13 protein-coding genes are annotated in these 13,172 nt (G+C 71.1%); 7 read left to right on the forward strand and 6 right to left on the reverse strand.

Annotation, left to right across the window (positions count from 1 at the left end):
• Nucleotides 1-4 precede the first annotated feature (4 nt).
• The 5 genes from ABD999_RS25825 to ABD999_RS25845 are packed head-to-tail and all read right to left on the reverse strand — an operon-like array spanning nt 5 to nt 5,128.
• A complete protein-coding gene (locus ABD999_RS25825; RefSeq protein WP_271279536.1) occupies nt 5-1,852 on the reverse strand; it encodes a S9 family peptidase in 1,848 nt (615 codons plus the stop codon).
• A 36-nt stretch (nt 1,853-1,888) separates the two neighbouring features.
• Nucleotides 1,889-2,782, reverse strand: coding sequence for an amino acid ABC transporter permease (locus ABD999_RS25830; RefSeq protein ID WP_219544158.1), 894 nt, complete (start codon nt 2,780-2,782; stop codon nt 1,889-1,891).
• Nucleotides 2,779-3,447: an amino acid ABC transporter permease gene (locus tag ABD999_RS25835; RefSeq protein WP_219544157.1), complete on the reverse strand. Its 669-nt coding sequence runs from the start codon at nt 3,445-3,447 to the stop codon at nt 2,779-2,781. The genes ABD999_RS25830 and ABD999_RS25835 overlap by 4 nt, the downstream gene beginning before the upstream one ends.
• 58 nt (nt 3,448-3,505) lie before the next feature.
• Nucleotides 3,506-4,390, reverse strand: coding sequence for a glutamate ABC transporter substrate-binding protein (locus ABD999_RS25840; RefSeq protein ID WP_148033538.1), 885 nt, complete (start codon nt 4,388-4,390; stop codon nt 3,506-3,508).
• A gap of 18 nt (nt 4,391-4,408) precedes the next feature.
• Nucleotides 4,409-5,128, reverse strand: a complete 720-nt coding sequence (locus ABD999_RS25845) for an amino acid ABC transporter ATP-binding protein (protein ID WP_378525167.1) — start codon at nt 5,126-5,128, stop codon at nt 4,409-4,411.
• Nucleotides 5,129-5,301: 173 nt separating this feature from the next.
• Between ABD999_RS25845 and miaB the strand changes: the two genes are divergently transcribed.
• The 3 genes from miaB to ABD999_RS25860 all read left to right on the forward strand — a co-directional run bounded on the left by miaB (nt 5,302) and on the right by ABD999_RS25860 (nt 9,160).
• Nucleotides 5,302-6,786 carry a tRNA (N6-isopentenyl adenosine(37)-C2)-methylthiotransferase MiaB gene (gene miaB, locus ABD999_RS25850; protein ID WP_219544155.1) on the forward strand — a complete coding sequence of 495 codons (1,485 nt, stop codon included), beginning with the start codon at nt 5,302-5,304 and terminating at the stop codon, nt 6,784-6,786.
• A gap of 898 nt (nt 6,787-7,684) precedes the next feature.
• On the forward strand, nt 7,685-8,272 hold the full coding sequence (locus ABD999_RS25855; RefSeq protein WP_271277947.1) for a prolipoprotein diacylglyceryl transferase: 588 nt from the start codon (nt 7,685-7,687) through the stop codon (nt 8,270-8,272).
• Between the two features lie 141 nt (nt 8,273-8,413).
• Nucleotides 8,414-9,160, forward strand: coding sequence for an isocitrate lyase/PEP mutase family protein (locus ABD999_RS25860; protein ID WP_271277946.1), 747 nt, complete (start codon nt 8,414-8,416; stop codon nt 9,158-9,160).
• An 18-nt stretch (nt 9,161-9,178) separates the two neighbouring features.
• Here ABD999_RS25860 and ABD999_RS25865 read toward each other — a convergent pair whose 3' ends face one another.
• Nucleotides 9,179-10,078: a ribonuclease Z gene (locus ABD999_RS25865; RefSeq protein WP_148033533.1), complete on the reverse strand. Its 900-nt coding sequence runs from the start codon at nt 10,076-10,078 to the stop codon at nt 9,179-9,181.
• Between ABD999_RS25865 and ABD999_RS25870 the strand changes: the two genes are divergently transcribed.
• From ABD999_RS25870 to ABD999_RS25885, 4 genes are read left to right on the forward strand one after another with little or no spacing between them, the layout of a single operon-like run.
• A complete protein-coding gene (locus ABD999_RS25870; protein WP_246639586.1) occupies nt 10,056-10,589 on the forward strand; it encodes a methylated-DNA--[protein]-cysteine S-methyltransferase in 534 nt (177 codons plus the stop codon). The genes ABD999_RS25865 and ABD999_RS25870 overlap by 23 nt on opposite strands.
• A 48-nt stretch (nt 10,590-10,637) precedes the next feature.
• Nucleotides 10,638-11,531, forward strand: coding sequence for a tRNA (adenosine(37)-N6)-dimethylallyltransferase MiaA (gene miaA, locus ABD999_RS25875; protein ID WP_271277945.1), 894 nt, complete (start codon nt 10,638-10,640; stop codon nt 11,529-11,531).
• Between the two features lie 18 nt (nt 11,532-11,549).
• On the forward strand, nt 11,550-12,356 hold the full coding sequence (gene dapF / locus ABD999_RS25880) for a diaminopimelate epimerase (protein WP_148033531.1): 807 nt from the start codon (nt 11,550-11,552) through the stop codon (nt 12,354-12,356).
• Between the two features lie 50 nt (nt 12,357-12,406).
• Nucleotides 12,407-13,162: an SCO6745 family protein gene (locus ABD999_RS25885; RefSeq protein WP_246639585.1), complete on the forward strand. Its 756-nt coding sequence runs from the start codon at nt 12,407-12,409 to the stop codon at nt 13,160-13,162.
• Nucleotides 13,163-13,172: the final 10 nt, after the last annotated feature.

Below are 13,172 nucleotides of genomic sequence, written 5' to 3' on the forward strand. Positions count from 1 at the left end.
CCTCTCACCGGAAGATCTGCTGGTAGAAGGCGAGCTCGGCGGCGAGCGCGGTGGAGCGGGTCTCGGTGCGGCGGAAGCCGTGCGCCTCGCCGTCGAAGGCGAGGTAGGTGCAGGGGATGCCGCGTTCCGACAGCGTTTCCGCGAAGGCGGCCGACTGCTCCGGCGGCACCACCGGGTCGTCGAGCCCCTGGAGCAGCAGCATCGGGCAGGAGACGCCGCCGGCCAGGGCGAGCGGTTCGCGTTCGGCGTACAGCTGGGGGTCCTCGGGGCCGACGAGCCACTCCACATAGCGGGATTCGAAGTCGTGGGTGTGCGCGTTGAGCGGGCCCAGGGCGCTCACCCCGTAGTACGAGACGCCGCCGGCGAACGCGCCGGACCGGCAGCAGGCCGCCATCACGGTCCAGCCGCCCGCGCTGCCGCCCCTGACGGCGATCCGGCCGGGGTCGGCGTGCCCTTCGGCGGCCAGCCAGCGGGCGGCGGCCACGGTGTCGGCGACGTCCGCCAGCCCCCACTGCCCCTTCAGCGACTCGCGGTAGGCGCGGCCGTAGCCGGTGGAGCCGCCGTAGTTGACGTCGAGCACGCCGATGCCGCGCGAGGTCAGGAACGCCTTGCCGAGGTCGAGCGCGGTGGTGGCGTGCGCGGTCGGCCCGCCGTGCACGAAGATCACGTACGGGTGAGGTCCGTCGGCGGCGTGGTCCGGATGCGCGGGCGGATACAGGAACGCGTACACCTCCCGGCCGTCCTCGCCCGGCAGCGTCACCGCCCGAGGCTCCGGCAGGTAGGCCGGGTCTGGCAGCCCGCCGGGGTCAGCAGCCAGCACCTCGATCCCGCCGGGGGTTCCGATGGCCGTGGTCACCCGGGTCACGGACATCGGGGTCGCCGGGCCGTACCCGATGCCGAGGACGGAGGTGCCGTCGGCGGCCAGCGTCGGCGCCCACCCCGGGAACGGGGTGTCCAGGTCGGTGAGGACGCCCGTGAGCGGGTCGAGCACGCCGAGCCGCAGGTCGCCGCGCCCGTGCAGGACGGCGAGCCGGCCGTCGGCGAGGACCGCGTACGGGAGGCCGCCCAGATACCACAGCGGCCAGGCGAACTCCTCCTCGCGCGGGCAGAGCGGCTCCGGCTCGCCGCCGCCGATGTCGGCCGCGTACAGGTTCCACCAGCCGGAGCGGTCGGAGATCAGGTAGAGACGGCCGTCGTCGCACCACTGGGGCGCCAGGACGGACTCCGAGGGGCCGCCGGCCACGGTCCACGTCTCGCCGTCGGACAGGCGGGTGACGCGCAGCTCGGTGCCGTGCCACGGCATCCGGGGGTGGTTCCAGCACACGTACGCGAGCAGCCGGCCGTCGGGGGAGAGTGTGGGGAAGGCGTAGAAGTCGTGGCCCGTGACCTGCTCGGCGGCCTCGCCCCCGGCCAGCGGGACGGACACGATCGACCGTGAGACCTTGCCGCCGTCGAGGTGGCGTTCGCGGACGCACCACACCTGGTCGTCGCGGACCATCAGGTCGGCGTAGCGGTCGCCCTCGGCAGTGAGCGGCCTGATCTCGCCCGACCGGTCGAGGGTGTGGAGCCGCTGGTCGGTCAGCTCGGTGAAGACGACGTCGCCGCCGGGCGTGACGGCGTAGGGGCGGCCGCCGTACTCGTGCACGCGGGTGCGGGCGTTCCACGGCGGCGGCAGCAGCTCGGTCCGGGCGCCGTCGGCGGTGAGGCGCACGATCGTGGTGCGCCCGCCCTCGCCGGGGCGGTCCTCCGTCCACCAGGCGGCGCCGCCGGACACGACGGGCCAGGCCGGACGAGCCGCCGCCCGGGCGACGTCGGAGGTGGAGATGGGTGAGGGCCACAGAGCGGCGGGCATACCCGCATCCTGCCGGAAATCCCCGCCGCTCGTGGGTCAGTCGGTGCTGTCGAGCCCGCCGCCGGAGCGCAGGCCGATCGCCTCCGCGCCGGGGGGCGCCACCGGGGGCGCCGCCGTCTTGCGGCTGCGCCTGCTGCGGCGTTCCAGCCAGTGGGCCAGGTAGCTGAGCGCCATGTTGAGCCCGACGTAGATGATGCCGATGACGATGGCCGCCGGGATCAGCGAGCCGAAGAACACCGCCGGCAGGATCTTGAAGCCGGTGTTGAGCAGGTCGACGTAGGCGATGATGTAGCCGAGCGCGGTGTCCTTGAGCAGCACCACGAGCTGGCTGACGATCGCCGGCATCATGGCCGTGACCGCCTGCGGCAGCAGCACCAGCCGCATCACCTGGTTCTTGCGCATGCCGACCGCGTACGCGGCCTCCGCCTGGCCCTTCGGCACCGAGAGCACGCCGGCCCGGACGACCTCGGCCAGCACCGACCCGTTGTAGAGGGTCAGGCCGAGCACCACGGCCATGAACGCGTAGTCGCCGCCGCCCATCACGGTCGGCGCCAAGTAGAAGATGAAGAAGATCAGCAGCAGCAGCGGGATGGCCCGGAAGACCTCGACCACCAGCCCGGCCGGGATCCGGATCCAGGCGTGGTCGGACAGCCGCGCCAGACCGAAGATCGCGCCGAACGCGAGCGCGAGCACCGCGGCCAGCGCGGCGGCCCGCAGCGTGCCGGCCAGGCCGGGCAGGATCCACGTCTGCCAGGTGTAGGGGTCGAGGAACGGCTCCCAGATCTTCCCCTCGAACTGGCCCTTGGCGTCGAAGCCCAGATAGACCCAGTAGGCGATGCCGCCCACGACCAGCACGCTGACCGCGGTGAGCAGGTGGTTGCGCACCCGCCCGCGCGGGCCCGGGGTGTCGAACAGGACGGAAAGGTTCATCGGGCCACCGCCAGACGTCGGGACAACCAACCGGTGAAGTAGCCGATGGGCATGGTCAGGGCCATGAACGCGATGACGATCCCGATGAAGATGGGGATCGACGCGCCGGTGGTGTCGAAGACCTCCTTCATGGTGGCGGCCGCGTCGGCGAGGTAGCCGCCGGCCGTCGCGACCGTGGTGTTCTTGATCATGGCGATCATCACGCTGCCCAGCGGGGCGATGACGGCCCGGAACGCCTGCGGCAGGATGATCAGCCGCAGGGACTGGAAGAACGACAACCCGATCGACCGCGCCGCCTCGGCCTGGCCCAGGGGCACCGTGTTGATGCCGGCCCGCAGCGCCTCGCACACGAACGACGCGGTGTAGAACGACAGGCCCATCGCGACGATCCAGAACGAGTTGACGCTCGGCTCCTGGGAGAACACCAGGCCGAGCTGGTCGCTCAGGCCCAGCGCGGAGAACGCCAGCACCAGCGTCAGCGGCGTGTTGCGCACCACGTTGACGTAGACGGTGGCGGCCGCACGCAGCACCGGCGTCGGCGAGACCCGCATCCCCACGAGGATCGTGCCCAGGATGAGGGAGGCGACCGCGGCCACGAGGGAGAGCTTGACGTTCTCCAGGAAGCCTTCCGCGAGGACGGGCGCGTACTTGATTAGTTCGTCCATCGTGCTCCACCGCATAGGAGGGCGGCGGCCGGGATCCCGGCCGCCGCCTACGACATGATCAGGCGCAACCCTCGGCCGGCGGTGCCTCGGTCGAGAGCGGCAGGCCCTCGATGCCGCCGAACCACTTGTCCAGCATGGTCTTCATCTGGCCGTTGTCCCACAGCGTCTTGATCGCGGTGTTGACGGCCTCGCAGGTCGCGGTGTCGCCCTTCTTCAGGCCGACGCCGTACTTCTCGTCGGTGAAGCCCTGGCCCAGCACCTTGAAGTTGCCGCCCGCCTGCTTGGCGAAGCCCGCCAGGATCAGGTCGTCGGTGGTGACGGCGTCGAGGTTGCTGCCGTTGAGCTTCTGCACGCACTCCGAGTAGTTCGCCGCGTCGACGGTGGTGGCGTCGATGTCGAGCTCGCCGTCCGGCGGCGGGTCGGTGATGCGCTTGTAGGAGTTGGAGCCTGCGGCCTTGCAGATGCGCTTGCCCTTGAGGTCCTGCGGGGTGTTGATCGACGTGTCGTCCTTGCGCACCATGATGTCCTGGTGCGAGATCACGTACGGGCCGCCGAAGGTGACCTTGCCCTTGCGCTCCTCGGTGATCGAGTAGGTGGCGAAGATGATGTCGACGGTGCCGTTCTGCAGGAACGGCTCGCGGTTGGACGAGGCCGACTCCTTCCACTCGACCTTGACGTCGGTGCCGCCGTTGAGCTCCTTGAGCACGGCCTTGGCAACGTCGACGTCAAAGCCCTCCGGCTCGGGCCCGGTCTTCAGACCCAGGCTCGGCTGGTCCCACTTGGTGCCGACGACCACGGTGCCGCCACCCTTGATCTTGTCGATCACGGTGGCGTAGGAGCCGCCGCCGTCGCCGCCGCCTCCAGCGTCATCGCCGCCGCAAGCGGTCAGCGCGCCCGCCATGGCGAACGCGGCGAGCACCGCTCCCATTCGACGCATGTGCATGTGTACCTGCCTCGTTAGTCAGTGCGTGAGGATCTTCGAAAGGAAGTCACGCGCCCGGTCGGTCTGCGCGTTGGTGAAGAACTCGTCAGGGGTGTTCTCCTCGACGACCTGCCCGTCGGCCATGAACACGACCCGGTTGGCGGCCCTGCGGGCGAAGCCCATCTCGTGGGTGACGACCATCATCGTCATCCCGTCACGCGCCAGCCCGATCATGACGTCGAGCACCTCCTGCACCATCTCGGGGTCCAGCGCGGAGGTCGGCTCGTCGAACAGGATCATCTTCGGGTCCATGGCCAGCGCCCTGGCGATGGCGACGCGCTGCTGCTGGCCGCCGGAGAGCTGGGCGGGATACTTGTCCGCCTGGGCCGCGATGCCGACCCGCTCCAGCAGCTCCATGGCGCGCTTGTCGGCGGCGTCCTTGGCCTGGCGGCGGACCTTGACCGGGCCCAGCGTCACGTTCTCCCGGATGGTCTTGTGGGCGAACAGGTTGAACGACTGGAACACCATCCCGACGTCGGAGCGCAACCTGGCCAGCGCCTTGCCCTCCGCCGGCAGCACCTGGCCGTCGAAGACGATCCTGCCGTCGTCGATCGTCTCCAGCCGGTTGATCGTCCGGCAGAGCGTCGACTTGCCGCCGCCGGACGGGCCGATGACGACCAGGACCTCGCCACGTGAGACGGTCAAGTTGATGTCCTTCAGGACGTGCAGCGCCCCGAAGTGCTTGTTGACGTGCTCCATCTGCACGAGTGGAGTGGCGTCCCCGTTCTCCGTCATGGACCCAAACGGTAGAGGCACGAAGGACGCTGGTCACTAACCAGGCGGTACCGATCCGATCACATCAGGCAGTCAAGCTGGTCTTTTGAAAGCGTACGGCTGGCGCAGGGCTCATAACGACTACCCTTGTTCATGCCATGACTGTGACCCAGGAGAGCCCCCGCACGTACGAGGTCCGCACGTACGGGTGCCAGATGAACGTGCACGACTCCGAGCGGCTGTCCGGCCTGCTGGAAGGCGCCGGCTACGTCGCCGTGACCGAAGGCGAGACCGCCGACGTCGTGGTCTTCAACACCTGCGCCGTCCGCGAGAACGCCGACAACCGCCTCTACGGCAACCTCGGCCATCTGCGGCCCGCCAAGGTCCGCAACCCGCGCATGCAGATCGCCGTCGGCGGCTGCCTCGCGCAGAAGGACCAGGGCGAGATCGTCCGCAAGGCGCCCTGGGTCGACGTGGTGTTCGGCACCCACAACATCGGCTCCCTGCCCGTGCTGCTGGAGCGCGCCCGCATCGAGGGCGAGGCGCAGGTCGAGCTGAAGGAGTCGCTGGAGGTCTTCCCCTCCACGCTCCCCACCAGGCGCGAGTCCGCCTACGCCGCCTGGGTGGCCATCTCGGTCGGCTGCAACAACACCTGCACCTTCTGCATCGTCCCGTCGCTGCGCGGCAAGGAGAAGGACCGCCGGCCCGGCGACGTCCTCGCCGAGGTGCGCACCCTCGTCGACCAGGGCGTCCTCGAAGTCACCCTGCTCGGCCAGAACGTCAACACCTACGGGGTCGAGTTCGGCGACCGGCTCGCCTTCGGCAAGCTGCTGCGCGCCTGCGGCGACGTCGAGGGCCTTGAGCGGGTCCGGTTCACCTCGCCGCATCCGGCCGCGTTCACCGACGACGTCATCGCCGCCATGGCCGAGACGCCCAACGTCATGCACCAGCTCCACATGCCGCTCCAGTCGGGCTCCGACCGGGTGCTCAAGGCCATGCGCCGCTCCTACCGCGCCGAGCGCTACCTCGGCATCATCGAGCGGGTCCGCGCCGCCATGCCCGACGCGGCCATCTCCACCGACATCATCGTCGGCTTCCCCGGCGAGACCGAGGACGACTTCCAGGCGACCCTCGACGTCGTACGGGAGAGCCGCTTCGCCAACGCCTTCACCTTCCAGTACTCGATCAGGCCGGGCACCCCCGCCGCCACCATGGACGACCAGATCCCCAAGGAGGTCGTCCAGGAGCGCTACGAGCGGCTGGTCGCCCTCCAGGAGGAGATCTCCTGGGCGGAGAACAAGAAGCAGGTCGGCCGCACGCTGGAGATCCTGGTCGCCGAGGGCGAAGGCCGCAAGGACGAGGCCACCCGCCGCCTTTCCGGCCGCGCGCCAGACAACCGCCTGGTCCACTTCGCCGTGGGCGAGGAGACGCCGCGTCCGGGCGACATGGTCACGGTCGAGGTCACGTACGCGGCCCCGCACCACCTGGTCGCCGACGGGGCGGTCCGCGAGCTGCGCCGCACCCGGGCGGGTGACGCCTGGCAGGCGCGTGTGGCTCCTCAGCCGTCCGGAGTGCTCCTCGGTATGCCTACCATCGGCCGGCCGGCGACTTCTCCTTCTTCTTCGGGCTGTTCCGCTCGCTGATCGTCGGGTGGGCTTGGCTCGGGTGGGTCGCGCCGTAAAAGATCAAGACCTTAAGGGCTTTTTGGGAAACCCCTCGGGCTGGGCGCCGATAGCAAGCCTTCGGCCTGCTCTGCCCGCCGTAGTTCCTGAGTTGCGGGCTCGCCTTGGGTGATCAGTTTCCTAGGCTCTTGAGGGCCTCGTAGCAGGCTTCGCGGCGGAAGTCGTGGAAGGTTGCGCAGGGGTCAGGGGCGGGGAGTCCTGGTGGGGTCTGAGCCTTGGGCTGGGGCTTGGGGGTGGGTGAGGGGGCGGTGGTGAGTGTGACCGCCTCGCCGGTGCTGGTGTTGTCGTTCGGTGTGTGGGTGCTGGAACGTTCCCGGGGTTCGGGGCGGTGGGTGCGGGGTTGGGCACGGGGGCCTTGGCGATCTCGGGTGGGGGACTGGCGTTCTGGGACGTCTGCCGGACGCCTGGTGGCGTCTCCTGGGTGGGACGAGGGTGTTGCCCTTGGTGGGGGGATCGGGTGGAGCCAGGGGGTTTCGCTGGTGATGCTCGTCACGGGAGCCGGGGGTTCTGGGCTGTCTGAATGGGGCGGTGGAATGGGCGTCCACGTGGGTGGGGGCGTGCGGCGGGATTGATCGAAAAGCGGGCTTTCCTGATCGATTTCCGGGGCGGATTTGCGAGGGTGCATTCGCGGGCCGGTGAACGCGAGGAGAATTCCCGCCGTGGCGATGGCCAGGACGGCGGTGACCGCGGCGACGGGGGCGAGGCGGTGGCGTCGACCTGGGCGAATAGGACCTTGGGGGGACAAGTCGTGATTCCTTTGTGATTGTTGCGCGAGCATTCGGCTGTTGCGGCTAGTGTGGTCCATCGCCCGCGGAAGCCGGAGAGCTTTCCCGATACGACCGCAGGGAGCTGTAACACCATGCAAGATCCGACCGAGCCGGATCGTCTTGAGATCCTCAACGGGCCAGGCGAGGGCCGCCGGGCCGCCAGGAACAGGCCGAGCAGGAAGAAAAAGATCACCGTCATCGCCGCGTCCGTACTCGTGGCGGCGATGGCCGTGGGCGGCGTCGGCTACGCGCTGACCGCCGGGTCCGGAGAGACGGGCACGCCCACCCAGCAGAGCCGGCAGGCGGGGCCCGAGCAGGGCGCCGGCGAGACCGGCAGCGAGGGCGAGCCGCTGCAGGACGAGGCGGCCGCCGACGAGGCCACCATGGGCGACGCCGACACCGGCCTGCCCGAGGAGGAGGCCGCCGAGATGGGCGACGCCTCCGTCGGCGACACATCGGGCGACACGTCGGGCGACACCCGCGACACCCGCGCCGGCTCGTCGGACAAGAGCACCGCGAGCAAGGGCGACGGCGCCAAGCAGGAAACCGCCGCGAAGCAGGGCGACAGCGGCAAGAAGCCCACGACCGCGGCCAAGCCGCCGCCCTCCGACGAGGGCGACAACCCGGCGGACGGCCCGGCCGGCACCGTCGGCGGCCAGTGCGCCAAGAGCGGCTGCTGACACCACGAGCACGGTGGCGCGGGACGCGGCCGTTCACCCTCCGGACGCACCCCGCGCCTTCTGAGAAACCTGAAGTGGCTTGCCGGTTCTCGCGGGCATTGGACCTACAGCCACCGGCCCCGCCTTCCTATGGTTCCGGCCATGACCATTGAGAAGGCGGCGGCACTGCGTGCCCTGCACGTGCCGGGAAAGCCGTTGATCCTGCCGAACGCCTGGGACGCCGCGTCCGCGACGGCCGTCCGGGAGGCCGGCTTCCCGGCGGTGGCGACCGGGAGCGCCGCGGTGGCGCGCGTGCTGGGCTACGAGGACGGCGAGGCGACGCCGGTGGCCGAGATGCTGGCCGCCGTGTCCCGCGTCGTCCGGGTGGTGGACGTGCCGGTGACGGCCGACATGGAGCGCGGATACGGGCTGGACCCGGCCGAGCTGGCCGGGCGGCTGCTGGAGACCGGCGCCGCGGGCTGCAACCTGGAGGATTCCGACCCCCGTACCGGAGAACTGGTCGATCCGGACGAGCAGGCCGCTTTCCTGGCGGCGGTGCGCGCCGCGGCGGGACCGGCGCTCGTCGTCAACGCCAGGATCGACACCTACATCGTCCGCGACGGCGGCGGGCGCGCCGAAGCGGTCGCGCGGGCCCGGCGTTACCTGGAGGCGGGCGCCGACTGCGTCTACCCGATCGGGCTGTCGGCCGAGGACGAGATCGGGGCGCTGGTGGGCGAGGTGGACGGCCCGGTCAACATCCTGTTCAAGCCGGGCGCGCCGAGCCTGGCCAGGCTGGCGGAGCTGGGCGTGGCCCGGGTCAGCTACGGCCACGGCCTGCACCGGGCGGCTCACGCGTACGCCGTGGGCATGATCGGCGCCGTGAGCGAGGGCCGCAGCCCCTACGAGTGACCACAGGACGAGAGCGTGTCAGCGGCGGCGCCGCGGCACCGGGACCCGCATCAGGTCGCGCGCCAGGAAGACCTCCCCGTCGAAGGAGCGCCGCACCTCTTCCAGGAAAACGGGCTCGTCCGCGAACGTGTAGCGCTCGGAGAAGTGCGTGAGCACCAGCCGCCGCACCCCCGCTTGGGCGGCCACCAGCCCCGCCTCGAACGCGGTCAGGTGCCCGTACTCCTTGGCCAGCGCCTGCTCGCCCGACAGGAACGTGGCCTCGATGACGAGCAGGTCGACCCCGTCGGCCAGCTCGAACACCGCGTCGCACAGCCGGGTGTCCATGACGAACGCCGCGGCCTGGCCCGGCTTCGGCACGCTGCACCGGGCCAGCGTCACGCCGCGCACGGAGCCGGTGCGCTGCAGCTCGCCCACCTCGGGCCCGCGGATGCCGTGGGCGGCCAGCCGCTCGGGCAGCATGCGCACGCCGGGCGGCTCCTGGACGCGGTATCCGTACGACTCGACCGGGTGGGACAGGCGGCGGGCGGTCAGCGGGCCGGTGGAGGCCAGCTCGCCGGAGACCGGGTGCTCCTCGATGACGGCGGTGTCGGCGAACACGGCGGCGTGCCGCAGCCTGCGCCAGTAGTCAGCGCCGGAGGCGGGGAAGACGGCCCGCACCGGGTGGCGCACCCTGTCGCGCGCGATGCGCTGGATCACGCCCGGCACGCCCAGGCAGTGGTCGCCGTGGAAGTGCGTCAGGCAGATCCAGTGGACGTCACTGGCGCTCACCCCGGCGTGCAGCATCTGCCGCTGGGTCCCCTCGCCGGGATCGAACAGATAACCCTGTCCGTCCCAGCGCAACAGGTAGCCGTTGTGGTTACGGTGTCGGGTGGGGACCGCGCTGGAGGTGCCGAGGATGACGAGTTCACGAGACGACATGACGACCACCGTCGCGTTCGCGGAGGTGCCGACGCCGGTCGGGCCCTTCGTGCTGGCCGTCACCGAGGACGGGCTGGTGGCGTCGGGGTGGGGCGTCCGTGACCGGATGCGCGACCGCCTCGGCCTGCCTGAGGTCCATGACCCGGATCGTACGGGTTCCGTGGTCGAGGAGCTGAGTGGTTATTTCACCGGTGCTTCGCGGCGGTTCGAGACGCCGATCGACTGGCGGCTGACGTCGGGCGTGCGGCGCGAGGTGCTGCAGGCCCTGTACGAGGTCCCGTACGGCACCGCGGTGACCTACGGCGAGCTGGCGGCGCGCAGCGGCACCGGCGTGCCCGCGCGCGGGATCGGCTCGATCATGGGGTCCAACCCGCTGCCGATCGTGGTGCCGTGCCACCGGGTGGTCGCGGGCAACGGGCTGGGCGGGTTCAGCGGCGGGGTCGGCGTCGAGACCAAGCGCTGGCTGCTCACCCACGAGGGCTACCTGCAGCCCACGCTGCTCGACCTGTGACGTGGTGCCGGGCGCGACCGCTGACCTGGGCAGGCCACACTGGTAGGCGTGCGTCACCCAGTCATCGCCGTCGTGGGGCCCACCGCGGCCGGTAAGTCAGACCTCGCCGTCGACATTGCGCTGCGGCTGGGCGGGGAGTGCGTCAACGCCGACTCCATGCAGCTCTACCGCGGCATGGACATCGGCACCGCCAAGCTCACCGAGGCCGAGCGGCGCGGCGTGCCCCACCACCTGCTCGACGTCTGGGACGTGACGGTCACGGCCAGCGTGGCCGAGTACCAGAAGCTGGTCAGGCCGCTGATCGAGGCCATCGCCGTGCCGGTGCTGGTGGGCGGCAGCGGGCTCTACGTGCGCGCGGCCATCGACGACCTGGAGTTCCCCGGCACCGACCCGGAGATCAGGGCCCGCCTGGAGGCCGAGCTGGCCGAGCGCGGCGCCGGGCCGCTGTACGCGCGGCTGCGCGAGCTCGACCCGGCCGCCGCCGCCGCGATCCTGCCGAGCAACGGCCGGCGCATCGTGCGGGCGCTGGAGGTGATCGAGCACTCCGGCCGGCCGTTCTCCGCCACCATGCCGTCCTACGAGGCCATCTACCCCAGCGTGCAGATCGGGCTGGAGGTGCCCAGGCCGGTGCTCGACGAGCGGATCGAGACCAGGGTCGGGCGGATGTGGGCGGCGGGGCTGGTCGGCGAGGTGCGCGAGCTGCTCGGGCGGGGCCTGGCGGAGGGCCGCACGGCCGGCCGGGCGCTCGGCTACGCCCAGGTGATCCGCCACCTGGAGGGAGAGTGGAGCGAGGAGGAGGCGTTCGCCGAGACGGTGCGGGCGACGCGGCGGTTCGCCAGGCGGCAGGAGTCGTGGTTCCGGCGCGATCCGCGGGTGCGCTGGCTCCCGTACGACGATCCCGGCCTGCTCGACCGGTCCCTGGCGCTGATAGCCGGACAGTAGTCCGGATAAAATCGGGTAATGCGCTTTCTCAAGGGGCACGGCACCGAGAACGACTTCGTCATCCTTCCCGATCCCGATGGGGAGCTCGACCTGCCCGCCACACTCGTGGCCCGCATCTGCGACAGGCGGGCCGGCGTCGGGGCCGACGGCGTGCTCCGCGTGGTGCGCACCAAGCAGGTTCCCGAGGTGGCGGGGCAGCAGGCCGAGTGGTTCATGGACTATCGCAACGCCGACGGCGGCATGGCCGAGATGTGCGGCAACGGCAGCCGGGTCTTCGCCCGCTACCTGGTCGACGCGGGGCTGGAGGGTCCGGGCGAGTTCGCCATCGCGACCCGGGGCGGCACCCGCCTGGTCCGGGTGGAGCCCGACGGTGAGATCACCGTCGAGATGGGCAAGCCCGCCGTGCTGGGCTCCAGCGTCACCACGGTGGGCGGCCACGAGTACGAGGGCGTCCACGTCGACGTGGGCAACCCGCACCTCGCCTGCTCGATCGGCGACCCGGTCGTCCAGCTCGACCTCACCCACCAGCCCACCTTCGACCCCGCGGTGTTCCCGGCCGGCGTCAACATCGAGCTGTTCAACGCGGTCGGCCCCAGCCGCGCGGTGATGCGGGTCTTCGAGCGGGGCTCCGGCGAGACCCGTTCCTGCGGCACCGGCGCGGTCGCCACCGCGGTCGCGGCCGCCGCGCTGTCCGGCGAGACCACCGGCACGTGGACGATCGAGGTGACGGGCGGCACGCTCACCGTGGTGCTCGACGAGGAGACCAGCTATCTGCGGGGCCCGGCGGTCATCGTGGCCTCCGGCGAGCTGATGCTTGCAGAATGATGTTCTCCTAGGGGATGCTGGGTCTGTTTCCCGAACCGAGAGGGGTGGAGATGGCAGACCCGCGCACCACAGCCGTCCAGGTCAAGGCGCCCATCGGGCAGTACGGCGGCGGCTTCATGATCTCCCGAGAGGCCAAGGCCGTCTGCGACGAGCACGGCCTGGGGCCTCGCGAGTTCTACTTCCGCGGCCGCTGCGGGGTGCTCGGCGAGTGCGAGGCCGACGTGGTCACCTCGGTGGCCGTCTTCTTCCCGCCCGAGCACGTCAGGCAGAGCTGGGAGGGCGGCCGCAAGATGCCCGTGGACCAGGCCGTCGAGCTGGCCGCCGGGGCCTGCCAGGACTGGGGGCGGCGCAAGCTCGGCGGCTACGACGGCTGCGCCAGGATCGCCGAGCTGCTGGAGAAGGTCGTCGAGGCGGCCTCACCGGTCGGGGCGCCGCTGTTCGCCGGGTGGCGGGCCGTGCCGCTCGCCGGCGATCCGCCCGCGCGGGCCGTCCAGCTCATGCACGTGGTCCGCGAGCTGCGGGGCGGGCTGCACGCCAACGCGGTGCTCGCCGCCGGGCTGAGCCCTCTGGAGGCCACGCTGGCCGCCGACCACGACGCGACGCCGTTCGGCCACCGGAGCGGCGAGATGATCGCCCAGTTCTTCCAGTGGCCGGAGCCCTATCCGACCCCCGGACCTGACGTCGTCGCACGCCGGGCCGCCGCCGAGGACGCCACCGACGACCTGATGGCACCGGTATTTTCCGTGCTAAACGACGACGAATCGGACGAGCTCATCGCGCTTCTGCGTTTGGGGGACGCTCGTTGACCTGGCAGAC

It is taken from the genome of Nonomuraea ferruginea (assembly GCF_039540635.1).
Taxonomy (GTDB): Bacteria; Actinomycetota; Actinomycetes; order Streptosporangiales; family Streptosporangiaceae; genus Nonomuraea; species Nonomuraea ferruginea.

Excerpts from the sequence above, each read along its gene's own strand:
- ABD999_RS25860 (WP_271277946.1), top strand. The coding sequence starts at position 8,414 with ATGACCATTGAGAAGGCGGCGGCACTGCGTGCCCTGCACGTGCCGGGA.
- ABD999_RS25825 (WP_271279536.1), bottom strand. The coding sequence starts at position 1,852 with ATGCCCGCCGCTCTGTGGCCCTCACCCATCTCCACCTCCGACGTCGCC.
- dapF (WP_148033531.1), top strand. The coding sequence starts at position 11,550 with ATGCGCTTTCTCAAGGGGCACGGCACCGAGAACGACTTCGTCATCCTT.
- ABD999_RS25865 (WP_148033533.1), bottom strand. The coding sequence starts at position 10,078 with ATGTCGTCTCGTGAACTCGTCATCCTCGGCACCTCCAGCGCGGTCCCC.
- miaB (WP_219544155.1), top strand. The coding sequence starts at position 5,302 with ATGACTGTGACCCAGGAGAGCCCCCGCACGTACGAGGTCCGCACGTAC.
- ABD999_RS25855 (WP_271277947.1), top strand. The coding sequence starts at position 7,685 with ATGCAAGATCCGACCGAGCCGGATCGTCTTGAGATCCTCAACGGGCCA.
- ABD999_RS25830 (WP_219544158.1), bottom strand. The coding sequence starts at position 2,782 with ATGAACCTTTCCGTCCTGTTCGACACCCCGGGCCCGCGCGGGCGGGTG.
- ABD999_RS25845 (WP_378525167.1), bottom strand. The coding sequence starts at position 5,128 with ATGGAGCACGTCAACAAGCACTTCGGGGCGCTGCACGTCCTGAAGGAC.
- ABD999_RS25870 (WP_246639586.1), top strand. The coding sequence starts at position 10,056 with ATGACGAGTTCACGAGACGACATGACGACCACCGTCGCGTTCGCGGAG.
- ABD999_RS25840 (WP_148033538.1), bottom strand. The coding sequence starts at position 4,390 with ATGCACATGCGTCGAATGGGAGCGGTGCTCGCCGCGTTCGCCATGGCG.
- ABD999_RS25885 (WP_246639585.1), top strand. The coding sequence starts at position 12,407 with ATGGCAGACCCGCGCACCACAGCCGTCCAGGTCAAGGCGCCCATCGGG.
- ABD999_RS25835 (WP_219544157.1), bottom strand. The coding sequence starts at position 3,447 with ATGGACGAACTAATCAAGTACGCGCCCGTCCTCGCGGAAGGCTTCCTG.